The sequence below is a fragment of the Rhizobium sp. BK176 genome (genome assembly GCF_024808055.1).
Window position 1 is genome coordinate 1,335,211 of sequence record NZ_JANUBV010000001.1, and the last position, 17,039, is coordinate 1,352,249.

12 protein-coding genes are annotated in these 17,039 nt (G+C 58.0%); 2 read left to right on the plus strand and 10 right to left on the minus strand.

The genetic code is table 11. From position 1 onward, the window contains the following. Positions 1 to 74: 74 nt before the first annotated feature. Positions 75 to 1,667 (plus strand): hypothetical protein, encoded by a 1,593-nt coding sequence (locus FHT76_RS07355; protein ID WP_259185139.1) that lies wholly within the window; start codon positions 75 to 77, stop codon positions 1,665 to 1,667. Positions 1,668 to 1,836: 169 nt separating this feature from the next. Here the strand turns inward: FHT76_RS07355 and FHT76_RS07360 are convergent, their stop codons facing one another. Both FHT76_RS07360 and FHT76_RS07365 read right to left on the minus strand, forming a co-directional pair. After that, complete coding sequence (locus FHT76_RS07360) at positions 1,837 to 3,123, minus strand: HlyD family type I secretion periplasmic adaptor subunit (protein WP_259185140.1); 1,287 nt, start codon at positions 3,121 to 3,123, stop codon at positions 1,837 to 1,839. Next, a complete protein-coding gene (locus tag FHT76_RS07365) occupies positions 3,120 to 4,853 on the minus strand; it encodes a type I secretion system permease/ATPase (protein WP_259185141.1) in 1,734 nt (577 codons plus the stop codon). Before FHT76_RS07365 ends, FHT76_RS07360 begins: the two co-directional genes overlap by 4 nt. A 218-nt stretch (positions 4,854 to 5,071) precedes the next feature. Between FHT76_RS07365 and FHT76_RS07370 the strand changes: the two genes are divergently transcribed. Further along, complete coding sequence (locus tag FHT76_RS07370) at positions 5,072 to 9,709, plus strand: hypothetical protein (protein ID WP_259185142.1); 4,638 nt, start codon at positions 5,072 to 5,074, stop codon at positions 9,707 to 9,709. A 332-nt stretch (positions 9,710 to 10,041) separates the two neighbouring features. Here the strand turns inward: FHT76_RS07370 and FHT76_RS07375 are convergent, their stop codons facing one another. The 8 genes from FHT76_RS07375 to FHT76_RS07410 form a co-directional block, all read right to left on the minus strand. Further along, positions 10,042 to 10,527 (minus strand): hypothetical protein, encoded by a 486-nt coding sequence (locus tag FHT76_RS07375; protein ID WP_259185144.1) that lies wholly within the window; start codon positions 10,525 to 10,527, stop codon positions 10,042 to 10,044. Positions 10,528 to 10,651: 124 nt separating this feature from the next. Next, positions 10,652 to 11,101, minus strand: a complete 450-nt coding sequence (locus tag FHT76_RS07380) for a hypothetical protein (RefSeq protein ID WP_259185145.1) — start codon at positions 11,099 to 11,101, stop codon at positions 10,652 to 10,654. A gap of 644 nt (positions 11,102 to 11,745) precedes the next feature. Beyond that, positions 11,746 to 12,906 carry a type II secretion system F family protein gene (locus FHT76_RS07385; protein ID WP_259185146.1) on the minus strand — a complete coding sequence of 387 codons (1,161 nt, stop codon included), beginning with the start codon at positions 12,904 to 12,906 and terminating at the stop codon, positions 11,746 to 11,748. Between the two features lie 3 nt (positions 12,907 to 12,909). Next, positions 12,910 to 13,407 (minus strand): hypothetical protein, encoded by a 498-nt coding sequence (locus FHT76_RS07390; RefSeq protein ID WP_259185147.1) that lies wholly within the window; start codon positions 13,405 to 13,407, stop codon positions 12,910 to 12,912. After that, the gene (locus tag FHT76_RS07395) at positions 13,404 to 15,374 is read right to left on the minus strand and encodes a GspE/PulE family protein (RefSeq protein ID WP_259185148.1); all 1,971 of its coding nucleotides are present in this window, start codon (positions 15,372 to 15,374) and stop codon (positions 13,404 to 13,406) included. Before FHT76_RS07395 ends, FHT76_RS07390 begins: the two co-directional genes overlap by 4 nt. Positions 15,375 to 15,420: 46 nt before the next feature. Further along, on the minus strand, positions 15,421 to 15,675 hold the full coding sequence (locus FHT76_RS07400; RefSeq protein ID WP_259185149.1) for a hypothetical protein: 255 nt from the start codon (positions 15,673 to 15,675) through the stop codon (positions 15,421 to 15,423). A 1-nt stretch (position 15,676) separates the two neighbouring features. Then, on the minus strand, positions 15,677 to 16,048 hold the full coding sequence (locus tag FHT76_RS07405) for a hypothetical protein (RefSeq protein ID WP_259185150.1): 372 nt from the start codon (positions 16,046 to 16,048) through the stop codon (positions 15,677 to 15,679). Then, positions 16,045 to 17,037 carry a hypothetical protein gene (locus FHT76_RS07410; RefSeq protein ID WP_259185151.1) on the minus strand — a complete coding sequence of 331 codons (993 nt, stop codon included), beginning with the start codon at positions 17,035 to 17,037 and terminating at the stop codon, positions 16,045 to 16,047. The genes FHT76_RS07405 and FHT76_RS07410 overlap by 4 nt, the downstream gene beginning before the upstream one ends. Between the last annotated feature and the right edge of the window lie 2 nt (positions 17,038 to 17,039).

A 17,039-nucleotide genomic window follows, 5' to 3' on the forward strand; every position in this document is an offset into this window, starting at 1 on the left:
TCTTTGTTGTGTTCGGAGTTCTTTGACCCCATCATGGTCTTACAAGACACCATCCCGGGTCCCGGAGACTTCGAATGCTTTCAATCTTCATCATGCTTTTCGTCGCGATCGGAGTGGCGGCCGGCATCGGCTATTCCATCGTGACGCTGATCAACACGGCGCAGACGTCGTTGACGGTCCAGGCGAACCAGGTCCGCCTGCAGAACATCGCCAACTCGGTGCGCGCCGGACTGACGAGCGACGGCGGCAACGTCCTTCTGCCAGTCCTCGTCGACGGCAACAACGTCGTGGCAAGACTTCCGGCTTCCTCGCCGTTCGCGACGACCACCTCCGGGGCCGACATCGTTTTCTGCCCTGCGTTTCCGTCGGAAGCGTCTTCCGGAACCCTCGTCAATCCTCTCGTCGGCGGTGGCTCCGAGAGTTTCGCGGTCGAGACAACGACGCTCGCTGGCAAGACCTATGCGCGCAAGGGGCATCCCGACTACCAGGATGGCAACGTGGCGTCGCGGCTTTCGGATATGGGCGTGATCGCCTACCTCCTGTCGCCGCAACCGAACTACAAGGGGCCGCTCGCCTGCGGCAACGTGCAGCTCGCTCCCGACAACTACACGCTTCTGGTCGACGGCGGCACCGTCGTTCCGATCTACACGATCACCACCGACGCCCGCGGTTCCGTCTTCGTCCTGTCGGCAGACGGGCAGACGCCTTCGGGATACAACGGCACGGACCGCGTGGTCCGTACGCTTGGCGACGTCGCCAACTTCATCAACCAGTACCAGCTGTCCGACATCACCGTGCGCGTTCCCAAGGAACTGACCGTCAGCCTCGCCGACTTCCAGGCCTTCGTAGCCGCCGGAACCTCGCGCACGCTCCGCCTCGTTCCAGGCACCGACTCGAACGGCAACGCTGCCGGACATGCGACGCTTACCATCGATGCCGGCACCGCGTCCGTGGAATCCTCCAACTACTACGTCCCCGTGAAGGGCAGCCTCCATGTGGAAGGGATCACCTTCGCCGGGACGGGCAACGCGGGCGGCTTCGACATCGCGATCGACGCGAAGGCATCGGCAGACGTCGTTCTCGAGGACACCACGGTGGCAGGCCTGAAAACCTCCGGCGGGCGGATCGCGACCTCCGGAGGCACGGTCGTCGCTCCCGACAAGGGTGACGACACGGGCAACAATCCCGTTTACGCGCAGGGAGGAGACATTCTGCTCCGTTCTTCCTCCGACGTGGCCGCCGTTGTCGCTCCGAGCGCGGTCATGGTCTTCCGCTCCAACGGCGGCACCATCAACCTGCCACAGAACATGAAGGTCTCCACGAGCGCGACGGCCTCGCTGTCGGCTGTCCAGAACGGCGGCAGGATCGTGGTCCCGACCGATGGTGTCGCCGCGCCGAGGCTGATGGTCAGCAGGGACGGTGTCTCGAACGAGGAAGCCGTCGCATCGGCGCGCGAGACGGTGACGCAGGCCTGCCCCGACGGTGGCAGCAGCTGCGCCGCCGTCTGCCCGGCGGACCGGGTCGTCGTCACGGGCGGATGCTCAAGCTCCAGCGGTACGCCTTTGCTTTCCTTCGGACCTAACGATGACAACGCGTTCGCTTGCGAGTTCTCTTCGCTTCCGGCGACGACCGACCCCAAGGCCACAGCGGTCTGTGATTTCCGTTGACCAGGTGCGTCTGAGTGGTGTAGCACTGCCGCGCCACTCAAGATGACAATCCACTATGTATGCTTCGACTCTTCCCAATTTTGGGTCGTGCCGATTAATGTGCGATCAGTAAGAAAGTTTTTGGGTACGCAGTTTCTGGCGGTCGATAAGTCACTGTTTCAAGATATTTTCATTCTTCGCGCATGCTCTTCCGTATCGCATCGGACAACGGGGACGTCAGGAACTCAAGAACGGTCCGCTCCCCTTTCGAAATCATGACCTCGACCGGAATATCGACGCTCAGGCGGTCTTGAACGGACTTTGGCAAATGGGAGCGGTTTAGGTCAATCCGCGCAGTGTAGAAGGCCTCCTGCCCTTGCTGACCTTGTTGGGCCGTCACGCCCTTCGACACATCTTCAACCGTTTCCTCGATGATGGGCACGAACCGTCCAGGTATCGACGAGAACCGGATTTCAGCTTTCAGTCCCGCAGTCACGTTGTCGATGTCGTTCGGCGCGACACGAGCCTTTACCACCAGCGCATCTCTGTCCGGTACTATTTCCATGAGAGCCTGAGCCGGCTGCACCACTCCGCCGACGGTATGGACCGCCAGGTTCTGTACGAAACCGTCAGACGGCGCGCGGATCGCATTCCTGTCTTCCGTGTCCTCGGCTACCTTGAGGCTCTGGATCGCCTCCTGAAGTTTGTCACGAACGTCCTTCAGCTCGTTTGCCGCCCGCTCGGTGTATTGCTTGGAGGCCAGGAGCTTCTGGAGGGTCTTCTCGGAGATACCCTTCTGGGTCTTCGCATACTCACCGTCGAGGCGCTCGACGTTGGCTTTGGTTTCGAGGAACTCGTCCTCTCGGACACTGACGACGTTAGCCTGAATGATCCCCTTCGCTTTACCTACCCTCAGCCGATCAAGCTGCGCCCCCAAGACAGCAACACGAGCTTCGAAAGAACGCCGCTCTCCTGTGATGACGGCCTGCTGCTTCTCGAGCTGTTCGATCTGGCTGGCCAGGATTTCGACCTGCGTATCCAGAACGTTTCGGCGTTCTCGAAAGATGCGTTCGTTCTCGTCGATTGATCCAGGGAAGGATTGGTCTAGCAGGTCGCGGGGGTACTCAAGGGAGGTCGAGAGGTCTCTCTCATTGATCAGGCGGTACTCGTCTGCCCTGAGTCTGGCGACGCGCTGGCGCAAGACTTCGAGGTTGGACACGGAACTCTGTCGCTCGAGCCGGATCAGCAGGTCGCCCTTCTTGACGGCCGACCCGTCCTTGACAGCGATCTCCTTGACGATCCCACCCTCGAGATGCTGGATGACCTTTTTGTTGGAGGCGACGTCTATATGACCAGGTGCTATGACGGCTTCGTCGACCTTGGCCAAGCACGCCCACGTACCACCGACAACGAAGGTCATGAAGATGGTTGCGTAGCCCGCGATGACGAAGCCGCGCGGATCGTTCTTGCGGGTCATTGTCTGGTCTCCTGCTTGCCGCCGTAGCTCAGCGTATATGGCCGTCCGGCTGGCTTGGCGACAGCTTGCGGCTTGCCGAACACCTCCTGCGGCGGTCCGAACGCCTGCATAGCGCCGTCCTTCAGGACGAGGAGCTTGTCGCAGTGTTGAAGGATGTTGTTCCGGTGGGAGACGATGACCACCGTGGCTCCATCGCGGCGGGCTGTAGTAAGCGCTCTGATGAGTGCGTTGTCGCCGTCTGTGTCGAGATTGGAATTCGGCTCGTCGAGGACGATGAACTTAGGATCGCCGTAAAACGCGCGTGCCAAGCCGATCCGCTGCCGCTGTCCACCAGAAAGTGACGATCCGTCTTCACCCACCTCGGTCTCGTAGCCGTTCGGCAAAGCGAGGATCATCTCGTGGACACCCGCCAGCGAGGCGGCCTTAACGATCGCCTCGTGATCTGGAGCGGAGAACCGCGATATATTCTCGGCGACCGTTCCTGGGAACAGTTGTACGTTCTGCGGAAGGTAGCCGACGGACCGTCCTAGCTGTTCCCGGTTCCATTGCCTCAGATCAGCGCCGTCAAGGCGGACGTGTCCGCTCATCGACGGCCATAGACCCATCAGCGCCTTCGTGAAGCTGGTCTTGCCTGCGCCGCTTGGGCCGATCACGACCATCGTCTCGCCGGCCGGTAGCTTGAGATCGACCCCCTTGATCACACGGCTCTGGGTCCCAGGGACGAAGCAGTGCAACTGCTCGACCGAGAGATCACCCTTCAGGGCGGGAAGGACGAGGCGGTCTTCATCATCCTTCATCGCCAGCAGCTGCGTCATGCGGCCGTAGCCCTGTCTCGCGGCAACGAACTGCTTCCACTGGCCCATCGCCAGCTCGATCGGCGACAGAGCCTTCCCCATCATGATCGATGTAGCAAGGATCATCCCAGGGGATATCCGTTGGTGGATGGCCAGATAAGCACCGACCCCAAGGATCGCTGACTGTAACGCCATTCGAACGAATTTTGTGGCGGATAAATAGAAGCCGCTGCGATCTCCGGCCTCGATCTGGATGTCTAAAACTATGTTTCGTGCGGTCGACCAGCGCTCACCGACAGCGCGGTCCATTCCCATCGCGTAAAGAGTATCCGAATTACGCAGTGCCGCCGCCATCGACGCGGACGCCCTAATTGATCCTATCGTTGATTCCTTCACCAGCTTGTGAGTACGGAATTCGTTCAGGAGAGCCAGCACGACCAGCAGGATTGCCCCGACCGTGGCGACGACGCCGAGCCATGGGTCAAACAGATAGCAGAGCGCCAGATACAGTGGCACCCAAGGCATATCGACCATTGTGACCAAAAGCGGTCCGGCGATGAATTCCCGAAGACGATCTACGTCTGACACGACTGTTTCGACGGACCCGTTCGGCGCAGCTACTTTGGTCTTAACCATCTTGACCATGAGGTCTTTCGTTAACGCTTCGTCGATACCGACCGAAACGCGAGCCAAGCACCTGGAACGAATGAATTCGATGACACCATAGATCGCGAGGAGCGAGAAAGCGATGATCGAGATCGCCACAAGTGTAGGCACACTGCGATTGGACAGCACCCGGTCGTAAATCTGGAGCATGTAGATCGGACTAACGAACAATAGAGTGTTGATCGCGAGGCTGAATATAGACGTTGGGATTAGCGCCTTGAGGAATTGCTTACGTGCGGCCGTCAGTGGGGGAAGTCTAGGGGTCGCCAAGTATACCGTCCATTGCTTTGGAATAGAACAAGCATGCCACTGGCAGATGGTGGTTCAAGTAAAAATCCACGTTTTATTAGGTAATAAAGACCGAACCAATGACGCAAACTCGTTCGAGAGCATTCGGCTATGCATGCGATCAAGTTTTCCGTCGGCGGATTTCCAAAAACGTATACCGAGTACAATAGTAGTCCGGCACAACGAATTTCGAGGGTTTCATGACGCTTGCACTTACCGAAGTCCAATTGACCGCCGCACTCGCAGAGGAAGTATACCGCAGATCGACAGACGGAGCCAATGGAACGGACGATGTCGGCATCACCCTCGCCGAACTCAATGTAAGCTCGGTTACGAGTCTATCCGCTGACGGCTTGGTACGTGACGATAGGGGCCTTGGGCTCTACTACGCCGACAACGGATTTTGCGGTCAAGTCGTTGAAGCGGAGAACACAGTATATGTGATATTTCGCGGAACCGATGCCGCGTCCTCTTTTAAATGGGGATCGTACCAGGCTTTGGTGAATGGAAGCATTAGCGACCAGACTGCTCAGAGCAGCGACCACACATTTGACCTGGGAGACCTATATACAGACGTCGCGCTTGGGAAGGGCAGCGTTGGCTTCACGCAACTCGACTACGCTCTCTCATTGGCTCAGAAAGCGGTCGAGTTTGCTGATGCGACAGGAAAGACTGTCAAGGTAGTCGGTCAATCACTTGGTGGTGGTCTTGCTGGCTTGGTTGGCGCGGTGATGGACTTGAAGAGCTTCTTGGTGGCCCCAGCGCCTTTCCAAGCACAACTAAATATTGAAGCCACATTCAAAGCATTGGCTGAATATGGAATTGCAAGGGGGGAGGTAGGCCACTGGGAAGGGGGGGTTCTTTTCTACGTGTTCCAGACCGGCGAATACCTGGAAGCAGCACTGAAGAACAACCTTGATTGGGACGAAGGAAAGATTGCGGATTTTATTGCCCTTCGGAATCAATATATCGCCCAGTTCCAAACGAACCTTTCCCTCAACACGACGATCAATACCATTGAAGGAGAGATGCTCAGCGACGGCGCTGGGGGCATTCTCGGCACCAAATTTGACGTGCCCCGTACCCAGTACGACTTAGGCGTCGAGCCATCGATAACGGGAGGGCTCACCGATAACACCAGCGTTAGCCTGCATAGCCCAACACTGCATGCCCTTGTGTTGCTAGCTGAGAGTACTGACCACAAGTTTTCCGAACTCTCTCGAAACGACGTCTATTTGCGAAATGGACTGTTCGAACATCCTGAGATAAGTGGCCCGATCGAGGGCAATAGAGCGGATTATGGAATGGAAGGTATCGGAGGTAGTGGCCTCCCATCATCAGGAGCTGGAACGCACATTTTATATCGTGTACTCTGGAAATCCTTGGTAAACCAAGACGGATTTTACGAAAAGTTTTACAAGAGCTTCGGCGACGATCTAAAGGATGGTGCCGTATCACAAAGCAGCCTCACGCCCTACTCATCAACGGCGCTCCTGCATTCTGGTTTCGTGAATCTCGGCTTGGAAACTGTTCGAGACGCGATAGCTCGAGATGGAACTGGCTCTGTATCGCAGGCGGCATGGCATCTTTTCGAACGCGACGGTCTCGCCAATGGTGTCGCTGTTGATCTTCGTAACATCTCCGAACTAACAGCCATCGATGGGGTAACCCTCGGAAAAGCCGAGCTTGATCAGGCATTCCAATACTATGTCGCAGATGTTTTAAGTCCATCCCAGGCGAACGACTGGGGACTCACTTGGGCAAGTAAAATTGACCTAAACTGGACCGTTGCAGTGGCCCAGAGTGGAAATGGCACTTTGCGATATGGAATGAGTGCCGAAGGTCTCCTCCTTCAACAGGACGAACAATCGTTAAATCATATTGTATTTGGCGGATCGGGCGATGATCGCATCCGCACATCCAACGGCAAGGACTACATTTACGGAGGCGATGGAGACGACATTATCGAGGGTGGGTCAGGAGCTGACCTTATAGTAGGGGGCGCACATTCGACCTTGGGGGATACGGTGTCTTATCGCGGGTCGCGGGCGGCGGTAGATATTCATCTTGGTGACGTCGTCCAAATTGGCGGTGACGCCGAGGGCGATTTGCTAGTAGGCATCGAGAATGTCGTTGGTTCTGATTGGAATGACAAGCTTCGCGGCGATACAGGTGTAAATTGGCTCTATGGAGGAAAAGGCAACGACCGTTTTTTTATCGACGGCGATGGTTCGGCCGGATCAGGCGATCACTTCATCGGGGGAGATGGTATCGATACGCTCGACCTCTCTGCTGCATCTGAGCAAGATGATCCGGTGGACACCCGCAACGGTTACGTTGTCGATCTCGGGCGCGGTAGTGTTAAATGGCACGATGGGGAGGCGACCCTTCTCGAAATCGAGAACATCCTTGGCTCATCATACGATGACGATATTACAGGCGATGCCGGCTCTAATTCCATGTATGGCGGTGCCGGGAGCGACCGAATTGACGGCGGGACCGGTTGGGACATAGCGCTCTTTAAAGGTATTGACGGCCAAGCCCTCAGCTTCGGCTTCTCGAGAACGGGTGAAGACCTCTTCATGGTAGCCGCCGCCGATGGAACCGACAATATCAGGAATGTCGAGGTATTCCAGTTTGGTGCATCGGCCGACACGGTGACGTTCTCAGCGACGACGTCGAGTGTGCTTCCGGCCACCAGGATCGTCGACTTTGGGTGGGGCGATGACGTTGCTAATATTACCACCGACCTCGGACTGGTGTACTTCGGAAACGTTGGCTTCGACACGATCAATTTCACGTCAACGATCGGTTTCGTGGCGGTCCACATTGCCTCTTATACCGCGGCCCTCGCTTCGGTATTCAAAGACATAATGATCGACATTGGATCGTTCGTTTTGTCCGGTACGGGTTCCAGTGGAACCTTTTACGCCGCTGGTTTCGAAAATGTGTTCGGGACGGCGAACGATGATAAACTCTACTTTGACTTCATTCCCACGCAAGCCGCCTCCGGAACCATGGTCTTCGATGCTGGCGACGGCAATGACATCATCGATTTATCTGGTCTATCAACCGGTGTCTCGATCAGCGGGTCGATTCAGGCAGGTCTTATTATCAACGGAGTGACGCTCTCCCTCAAAAATTTCGAAGGTCTCACTGCCACCCAGTTCAACGACACTCTCTCCCTCCTAACACCTGGTAGCATCAACGCACTTGGCGGAAACGACGTAATTTATGGCACCGCTGGAAATGACATCGCGGATGGTGGTTCCGGGAACGACCGCATGTACCTCGCCGGTGGAAACGATCGTGTATTGTTCAGCTTCGGACTCGACTACGTCGAAAAGACTGGTGGAAAGCTCACGATCGATTACACCTTAGCTTCACAGGCGATGGTGTTCAGGTATGACAACGATTGGGCTAAGGCGTGGACTGGAGCAGTCGGATTCGAACGCTTGAAGGGAGCCAATGAGTACGAGTTTCTAGGTTCCAATCTGAAGGACGATGTCCGTGGATGGGGTTACTACGGTGTTCTGACACTGATCGGTGGCGGCGGTGACGATTGGCTCGAGTCCGGCAATGCGTCCAGCAGCAGACTGGAGGGTGGTGCAGGCAACGATTACCTTCGAGGTGGTGCGGGTAACGATTATATCTTGGGCGGGGACGGCGATGATCGAATGAGCGGCGGCGGCGGCTTTGATCGATTGGACTTCGGCTCGGGCAATAATACTCTCTTTGTGGGGGATTCGTTTGGTGATTCAGGGTTTCTCGATATCAACCTCCTTGATCGGAAGGTCTACGAGTATCTGAATGCCGCAACATACTTTTCTGGTGGTCAGTATGATTCTTTCGATACCTTCGAAGGAAGTCTGTCTGGCGTCCAAATAGGTGAGCGGTACCAAATGAAGGGTCTTCAGGTACGAGTCACAGGGACCGAAGCGAATGAAACTTACACTGGCTTTGGGGGGCGCGAGGTCGTATACATGGGAGGTGGGAGCGACACCGTTTTCTTGAACGGCCAGGATGAAGCGCATGGCGGCTCAGGAAACGACGTGTTCGACGGCACCCTTGAAAATCCAAACGCATCAGTGGATGGGAGACGATCCGTCTTCTACGGTGACGATGGAAACGATACCTTCACCCTTAGCTACGATTTTGCCTATGGCGGTGCTGGCGATGACATGTTCTCCGGAGGAGCGGACAGCCATGTCTGGGGAGGTGAAGGGAATGATACTTTTAACGGAAGCCTGAGTATCCACTATGAAGATTCCGGTAGAATTGAAGTGCGCAGCGATTCAAAGGTCGTGCAATATATCAATGGGGCGACTTACATCGATACAATCGCCGGATACCCGACCCAGATCACGGGAACGACTGGTGACGACATTTTCAATAGTGGAAAATACACGACGGCCCACGGGGGTGATGGAAATGACAGCTTTTTCATCAAGAGTGGCCCGAATTACCACTACTACGGGGATAGCGGATCAGACAAATTCGTATTCAGTTCCGCTATAGGGCCTTCATATGCATATGGCGGGGATGATGACGACACCTTTGTTTTCCAAAGTGGAAGCGCCGCTGTGTACGGGGGAGCCGGAGCTGATTTGTTCCAGCTTATAGGCCCTTTCTCAAGCACCAGAGCAATCAGCATCTTTGATTTCGACAAAAGCGACTTAATTGAGATCGGCACTGGGTTCGCGTCGAACTTTGACGTTCTTCTCAGCAAACTAACCGCCCAATCCGGCTCATCTTACACGTTTAGGAGCGGTTCCACGACGCTGTCCATTGCGACCGACGGCCACACTCTTTCACAAGACCACTTTAGCTTCGTGTGACGTAGGGTAGCGACATGGGATAGGTGAGTGATACTCGGAGAACTGATCTAGTCAGTCCTGCGAGTATCACCTCGTTACCAATGCGAAACGCGGGCTAGTACGGCTCCAGGGATCATTACCGTCTCCGTTTACCGACAGTGGGCCCCTTGGACGGCCGCTGTCTTTTTAATCGGGATTCAAAACGGATGTTTGGAGATTGTTATTCTGGCCGCAAAACGCGAACTAGACCATTTTTGGCGTGGGAGGTCGTGGTCCTGCTACGAGACTGATTCCTAAAAATGAAAAGGCTGGGCTTTTCGTCCCAGCCTTTCGGTATCTTCTGTTTTTCCGTGTTACGGTGTCGCGGCGGTCGAGATGAACTGGCAACCAGGCCACTTCTTGAACGTCTCGGCGTCGGCCAGTTGCTGCGAACCTTCCGCGCCGTTGCACGGCGGGCAACCTTCGTACTGCGACGGAACCTGCGAAAGATTGAAGCCTGCGGCCTTGTTCATCGCGCTGCACTGGGCGACGTCCTGAATTTTGATCGGCTTGTAGAGGGCCGCGGAGTTGACCTTCCAGTCGCCCTCCGGAATTTCCTTGAGGTAACCCCACGAGAGCAGGTTCCGGAGAAGTGGCATGTCTTCGCCTGCCGGGTTTGCACTCTTGTCCTGGAAGTAAAGCTGCATCGCGGCCTCGATCTGGGTCGCCGAGTTCACGTTCTTGGCGTAGGCCGCGCGGGCGTTGCTTTCGTCGTAAATCGAACCGCCGAAATACATGGCGGCGAGAACCAGCAGCAGCACGAGCGCGATGGCCACGATGGCGATAATCAATTGAAACATCTGTCCTGTGTCCTTCTTTTATTTGGTTTGTGACCCTCGCGTTCCCCCGAAGGCTGAGGTCTAAGCAAAAAGGGGCGAGGTTACCCCCGCCCCTTTTTGTCATGCGATCCAGAAACCGCCTGGATTAGAGCGGGAATGCGTAGAACTCGGTGCCGGCGTTACCGGTTGCGTCCTGGCACTCGCCAGCGCCGTTCTGAGCGACGGCCTTGCAGGTTTCTTCCGGCTCAGCGCCGAGCTCGAGGTAGACGGCCTTGTCATCCGGGCGGTAGTCCCACTTGGCGACATCGCCGGTAACCGAGTCGATCTTGGCGATCTTCGGAGCATTCGGGATTTCGGCCAGGTAGCCCTGCTTCTTCAGCTCAGCCAGACCGGTCTGACCCGTCGGAGCAGCCGTGGAGTAGTCGGTCTTGTAGAGCGTGTGAGCGCCGGAAATCTGCTGGGCCTGGTTGACCATGGCAGCAACGTTGGCCTTCAGGCTCGAACGGGTGAACGCTTCACCGCCGTAGAAGATGGATGCGAGGGTCAGGGCGATCACGAGAGCGATGGCGATGACTGCAACGATCAGCTGAAACATGTGGGTATTTCCTTCCTTTTGTCGCCCCTTTGGGGCCTTTGTTGGCTGCGTTCAGAGGAACTTGAGGTCTTCATTTCCTGCTGACACTTTCGATGATTGGCCACGCATGACTTCGGGTCAACGGGTCTGTTAAGACAAAATTAAGTATAGTTTTGGTTCCGAAAGTATTGCTTTTGTCATGACTGCGTTCGTCAGCAAACTTTTCTTTGCGAACATTGAGAAATATTTCGGATTTATTTCTCCACAGCCGCCGATGGCCCGATTTCGACCATCTTCGAGCTGAATGGATGTCCTGCATTTCGAAGAATTCGCCGAAATATTTCTGACCTCGGCGTCCATCATTCCGACGCTTCCGTTCCTCGGCCGAGCCAGCTCTCGTTTCTCTCGGTGGCGGATGACATATTTCTAGACACCGACTGGAACCTGTTGTTCGACGTGGCGTCGGCCGCGGGTCTTTTCCGCGATCCGGTGATGAGCGCAAGCAGGAAGACGGCGCGAAGGTAGGCTGCTTGCGCTTGCGGTTCGGCGTTCCGGAGAGCTTCCACGACGAGTTCGGTGGCTCTGCCGGTCGCCGTTGCCCAGAAACGCCAGAAGCCCCGTGGCAGGCGCGACGGGGCTTCTGGCGTTGGCTCTCGCGGTTCTGGTTAGACGGAGGCGGAGAACTGGAGCATTGGCAACATGGTCAGGAAGAACATCTCCGCACCCGCGATCGACATGTATAGTGCTGCCATCGTCTGCATGACGGGCGCAAAAGACTTGATGCGTGACATGTACAGATCGCGGTACTGGCTGGCCAGCATGTCCAGGGTTCGTGCCGTATCGTCGCGGTCCGTCGAACAGGACAGGGCAGCCCGGTCGGTCGGGTGGAGCGTTTCCATGCCGTTAGACCAGTTCTTTCCCTGGCGAATAAAACCGAGCGCTCGATACATGTCCGTCCGCATCGCACCCTTGGGACTGCCGTCGGCGGTCAGCGCCAAGCACTCTTCGATCCTGATCCCGGAGTTGACGAGCAGGGACAGCTTGTAGAGGACGACGTAGCTGTTTCTCGAAAGGACGAGGTCTTTGTAGTAGGGAATTCGCAGAATGAGCTTGTCGGCCTGATCCGGCGAAATCAGTCTCCCTGCTGTTCCGATCCAGAAGAAAATCATGAACAGCAACGCCTTGAAGCCCATAACCCACACGAGGATCACGCCCAGAAGCTTCGGCCAATAGACGTCGATGTTCGGGTTGTTCTTGAAGATCGGGTTTTCGGTCACCGTCGGTCCGAGGTAGTAGACCGTCATGATCATCAGGCCGAAGGCGATGAAAAACGTCCCGACGGCGGCCGCGATATCCTTCATGGCACCCTTCTGGATGCCGGTGATCATGTACTCGAACTCCGCGGCCTCGCGCAGCGCTTTCGAGGTTTCGCCGCCTGCGACGCCAGCCTTGACCAGGGCCGCGGTCGCCGGCGGGAAATTCTTGGTGTCGGCGGCGATGGCGTCTGCAAGGCTCATTCCCTGGGCGATGCGCTCTCCCATCTGGGTGGCGCACTGCTTGATCTTTCCGGAGAATGTCTCGGACAGAAGCTTGAGCGCGGACGATGCGGGAACCTTCGATCCAACCATGGCCGCGAGACGGAGCATGAAGGTGTTGCGGTCGCTGGAGGACATGCCCCGTGAGAGGTCGGTCTTCATCTGGCGCTTTTTGGACAGCACCGTTCCCTTTCTGGACGCGATGCGCTCGGCTGAGCTGTCGTCGGGGGCCTCGACACGGGTCGTGCGGATGCCGTCTTCGGTCATCACCTTGACGATATAAAGTGCCATCGGTCAGAACCCTCGGATGGTAAACACGACCACGCCGCCGGCGGGCGGTGCGGAGACGCCGTCGAAAGCCTGTCCTTCGCCGCAAGCCGCTCCGACCGTGACGGTGACACGGCCGTTTCCACGGCGAAGGGTTTCGCGCGCGAACATCGACGCGGAATCGAAGTGGGCGATCTGGGACGTGTCGACTTGCAGGCAGAGAGCCGGCGACTGTTCGCCGTCCAGCTTGGCCATCGACCAATCAAAGCCCTGCGAGGGGGCACCGAACGACGGGACCGCACCATTCGGCAGGAATCCGGAAAAAGCTTCGATGGACTGCGGCGCGATGCCGTTGTTCTCGGTGCGATAAGACGAGACCCCAAGGAGAATCGCCTCGTACTGGCCTGTCAGGGCGCGCGACGCCACAGCGCGCACAGGCGCTTCGGAGTGGATGTAGCTCACGCCGCCGAAGGTGACGAGGCAGGTCAGCGCGATGGCGATGACCGCGTAGAGGATATGCATCATGGACGGTCTTCCTCGCGTAGATACTGCTCGACGGCCGGGCCGAAAACGCGGTCTAGCTCCGCGAGGTCTGTCATTCCCGCGTACATCTTGTTGACCGCGTCCTGTTCTTTCGTCATCCAGGTTTCCTCGATGTGTTTTCCTGGTTCCGGAATGATTTTCTGGACGTCGGCGGCCGTCGCGAAATACTCGCATTCGGATGCAACGGTACGGCCGCGATAGCCGCTGCCGCCGCATTCGCGGCATTCCGCCTTGCCATCGTCCGTGCCGCCGCATGCCTTGCAAGTCGTTCGGACGAGCGACTGGACCATGATGGCGCGCACGAGATAGCGCAGCTCGTGGGGCTCGATCCCCAGCTCCTTGAGACGGGTGATCGCGCCGACGATCGATCCGGTGTGCAGGGTCGCGATGACAAGGTGGCCCGTTTCAGCCGCCTTGATGGCGTTGCGGGCCGTCTCCTCGTCGCGCACTTCGCCGACGATGATCACGTCCGGGTCGTGTCGCATGAACGAACGGATGGCGTTCGGGAAGTCGAGGCCGACCTGCTTGTTGACGCTTACCTGTGTGACGTAAGGGATACGGTATTCGACGGGGTCTTCGATCGAGTTGATCGCCTTGCCGAAGCGGTCCATCTCGCGGATCGACGCGTTCATGGTCGTTGTCTTCCCGGAGCCGGTCGGGCCGCAGATAAGGCATATACCGAACTGGTGGCGCATTCCCCTGCGCCACTTCGTCACTTCCGAAATACCGAGTTTCTCGAGGCTCGGTGTAACGCGGTCTGAATCGAGCAGACGGATCGTGCATTTCTCGCCGCCGTCGGCCGACGGGATCGTCGCGATACGCAGATCGATCATGCGGCCCGCGAACTCCATCTGGAAACCGCCGTCCTGCGGCTTTCTGCGTTCGGCGAGGTCCATCGCCGCGCGGTCCTTGATCTTGGCGATCAGGACCTGGTACTCGGCGAGCGCTCCGGTATGGATGAGCCGGCGCACGCCGTCCTTGCGGTAAAGGATGCTGTAGGATGCCGCGCGCGGCTCGATGTGGATGTCGGACGCCCCGTCGGTCAGCGCGTTGTATACGATGCGGTCGAGCATCAGTTCCTCGGCGTTTGCTGGGTCGTCGATGCTGGACATCTTGCGCATCTGGGCGAGGAAGAGGTTCATCGCGGAGGCGTCGTACGCCACCATGACGATTTCCTTCGTCGGGTAGTATTCCTGGACGACCATCTTCACCAGACGCTCGTCTTCCGCCGAAGCGACGTAGATTTTGTCCTCCTGCTCGGCGGAAATCATGATGTTGTGTTCGGCCAGCACGTCCACCGGGATCAGGCAGCGCGATACCTTTTCCTGGGCGATACGCGAATGTTCGGTGGCGAGGATCGCCTCGACCCTGTCCTTGTCGGACAGGAAGCCGTTGGCGACGAGAATCTGGCCGATCTTGGCGTTCGTGACGTCCTGTTCCAGCGACGCCGCATGGAGTGCGTCCTTGGAGATCAGGCCCTTGCGGAAGACGTATTCGCCGAAGCGGTGGCGCTTCTCGCCGCCGGTGCGGAACGCCTGGACGACAGGACCTGCGTCGACGGGAAGGTTCGGCGTTGCGGACTCGGAGTCCTGCTTTTCCAGAACGACGGTGCCGACGGCCTCTTCGTCCACGAAGTTTTCTTCGGAAACGGATACTTCGATCCCGTCGACTTCGATTTCAACGGCGTCGACGGCTATGGCGTCCAGAATTTTCGGTCGAACTTCCGAGGCGGCGTCATTGGAGTCCGAGATTTCAGTCTTGAACGGCCGCGCCACCGCCTCGGCTACGGCCGACGAAAGGTCGCGGGACAGCGCGTCTTCGCCCGTAGCCGCATCGGATGCCGCTTCCGCGGCATCCATCGTCTCGACCTCGAGTCGCGGCATGGTCTCCGCCGGCGACTTGCGGCCGGACCTGGAGAACAGGCTCGAGATTTTGAAGATTTTTTTCATACCGGTTCCCGGGGCTTGGGCGCTTCGTTTGTGATGAGGTCTTGAATTAGCGACGGCGACCGTGAACGCTGCGCAGGATGCCGCCGGCGAACTGCTGCAGTCGGGTCATCGGACGCCACCACGCGAGGAATAGTCCAATGATCCCCACAACGATCCACAATGTCCAGGAAAACCAGACGCCGACGGCGAGACTGACGATGGCGACCAGCCAGTCACCCGCGCGCAGGCTCGGGGTGTCGAAATTGGCGGTGAGGAACTTGGTGATCAGGTTGTTGATGGCGGCGTTCGGGTGGTTGTCCATGTCATCTGTCCTTTGTCGGGTCGAAACGGAGGACGAGGGTGACCGTCCCCTTTTTGTTGTTGTCGCACTGGTCTCCGAGGCAGAGGTCGACGAGGTCGCGGGTCGGACACATCATCACGGCCATGCTGGCGGTGGTGAGGGCTTCCATCGGCACCGTGACCGGGGCGACGGTGACCGTGAGCTTGCCGGCGTTCTGCACCTGTGCGTTCGGAATTTGCTCGAGCTGGCGAAGGCATTGCGTTTCGGTTGCGCGTCTCTGCGCCTCCTGACGGTTCTGCTCGTCGATCGCCTGCATGGCGACGAACGCGCCGCCGGCGTAAAGCGCGAGAGAGGAGAGGATGAGGGCCAGTCCGCTGGCCGTTCTGATTTTCATCGTTGTGCTCCCGTCGGAGTTTGCGGTGTTCCGGCCGGAACGGTCTGTACCGGCGTCGCGACCGGGATCGCGTCGGAAGGAGCGGGTTTCGGGGCATCAGCCGTCGGAGCCGTTTGCTGTGTCGCCGGAGCCGATCCGTCCTTTGCCTTGGCGGCGTCGATGGTCTTCTTCAGTTCCGCTTCGTCCGCGGCGTCTGCGGCGTCTGCTGCTGCCTTGGCGGCGGATTCGTCGATGGTGTCACGCTCGCGGTTCGCACGCTCGAGATCGGCCCGCTGCTTGCGGAGCTGGTCCAGTCCTTCGACGACGTGGGCGCGGCGGTCGACCGACCAGTCCTTGCCGTTCTTCATCTGAAGCTTCTGGACGATTTCCTCGATGCCGACGCTCGCGACCATCGGCCACTTCGTGTGCGGAAGCGAGCCGATGTCGGTTGCGCGGACGGATGGACCTGGATTGTAGGCGAAGGCGTAGAAGGCGATCGAGCCGATGAAGAACAGCGCCGACGATCCGGCCATGATGCCGCCGGTCACAAGCCAACCCGTGCCCTTGCGGACATAGGGGGTCATGGAATAGGTGCGCTGAAGGCTTTCGGTCCCGCTGTTGAGGATTTCGACCGACTTTTCCGGCGGCAGAAGGTGCGGGAACGGCTTGCCGTCCTGCATGACGACGCGGTAAGCGCGGTCGCCTGCCTTGAACCAGTATTCGCCACCCGGATCGTCTTCCAGCGCCTTGGCGGCCGACTTGATATAGCCCTTGCCGTCGCCGCCCTGATGGGCTTCCCAGAGGAAGCCGCCATGGAACGGCAGGATGGCGTAGTAGCTCTCGTCGGTGGCCTTGAAGCGCTGCTGGATGATCCCACGCGCATAGGAGCGGGCGTCCTTGGCGCTGTCGGCCTCGAGCCAGCCGAGCTGGATGCTCATCGGCTGCACCGCACGCGACTTCTTCTGGGCCTTGGCGGCCTTCGGCGGCTTGTCCTTTTTTTCCTTCGCCATCG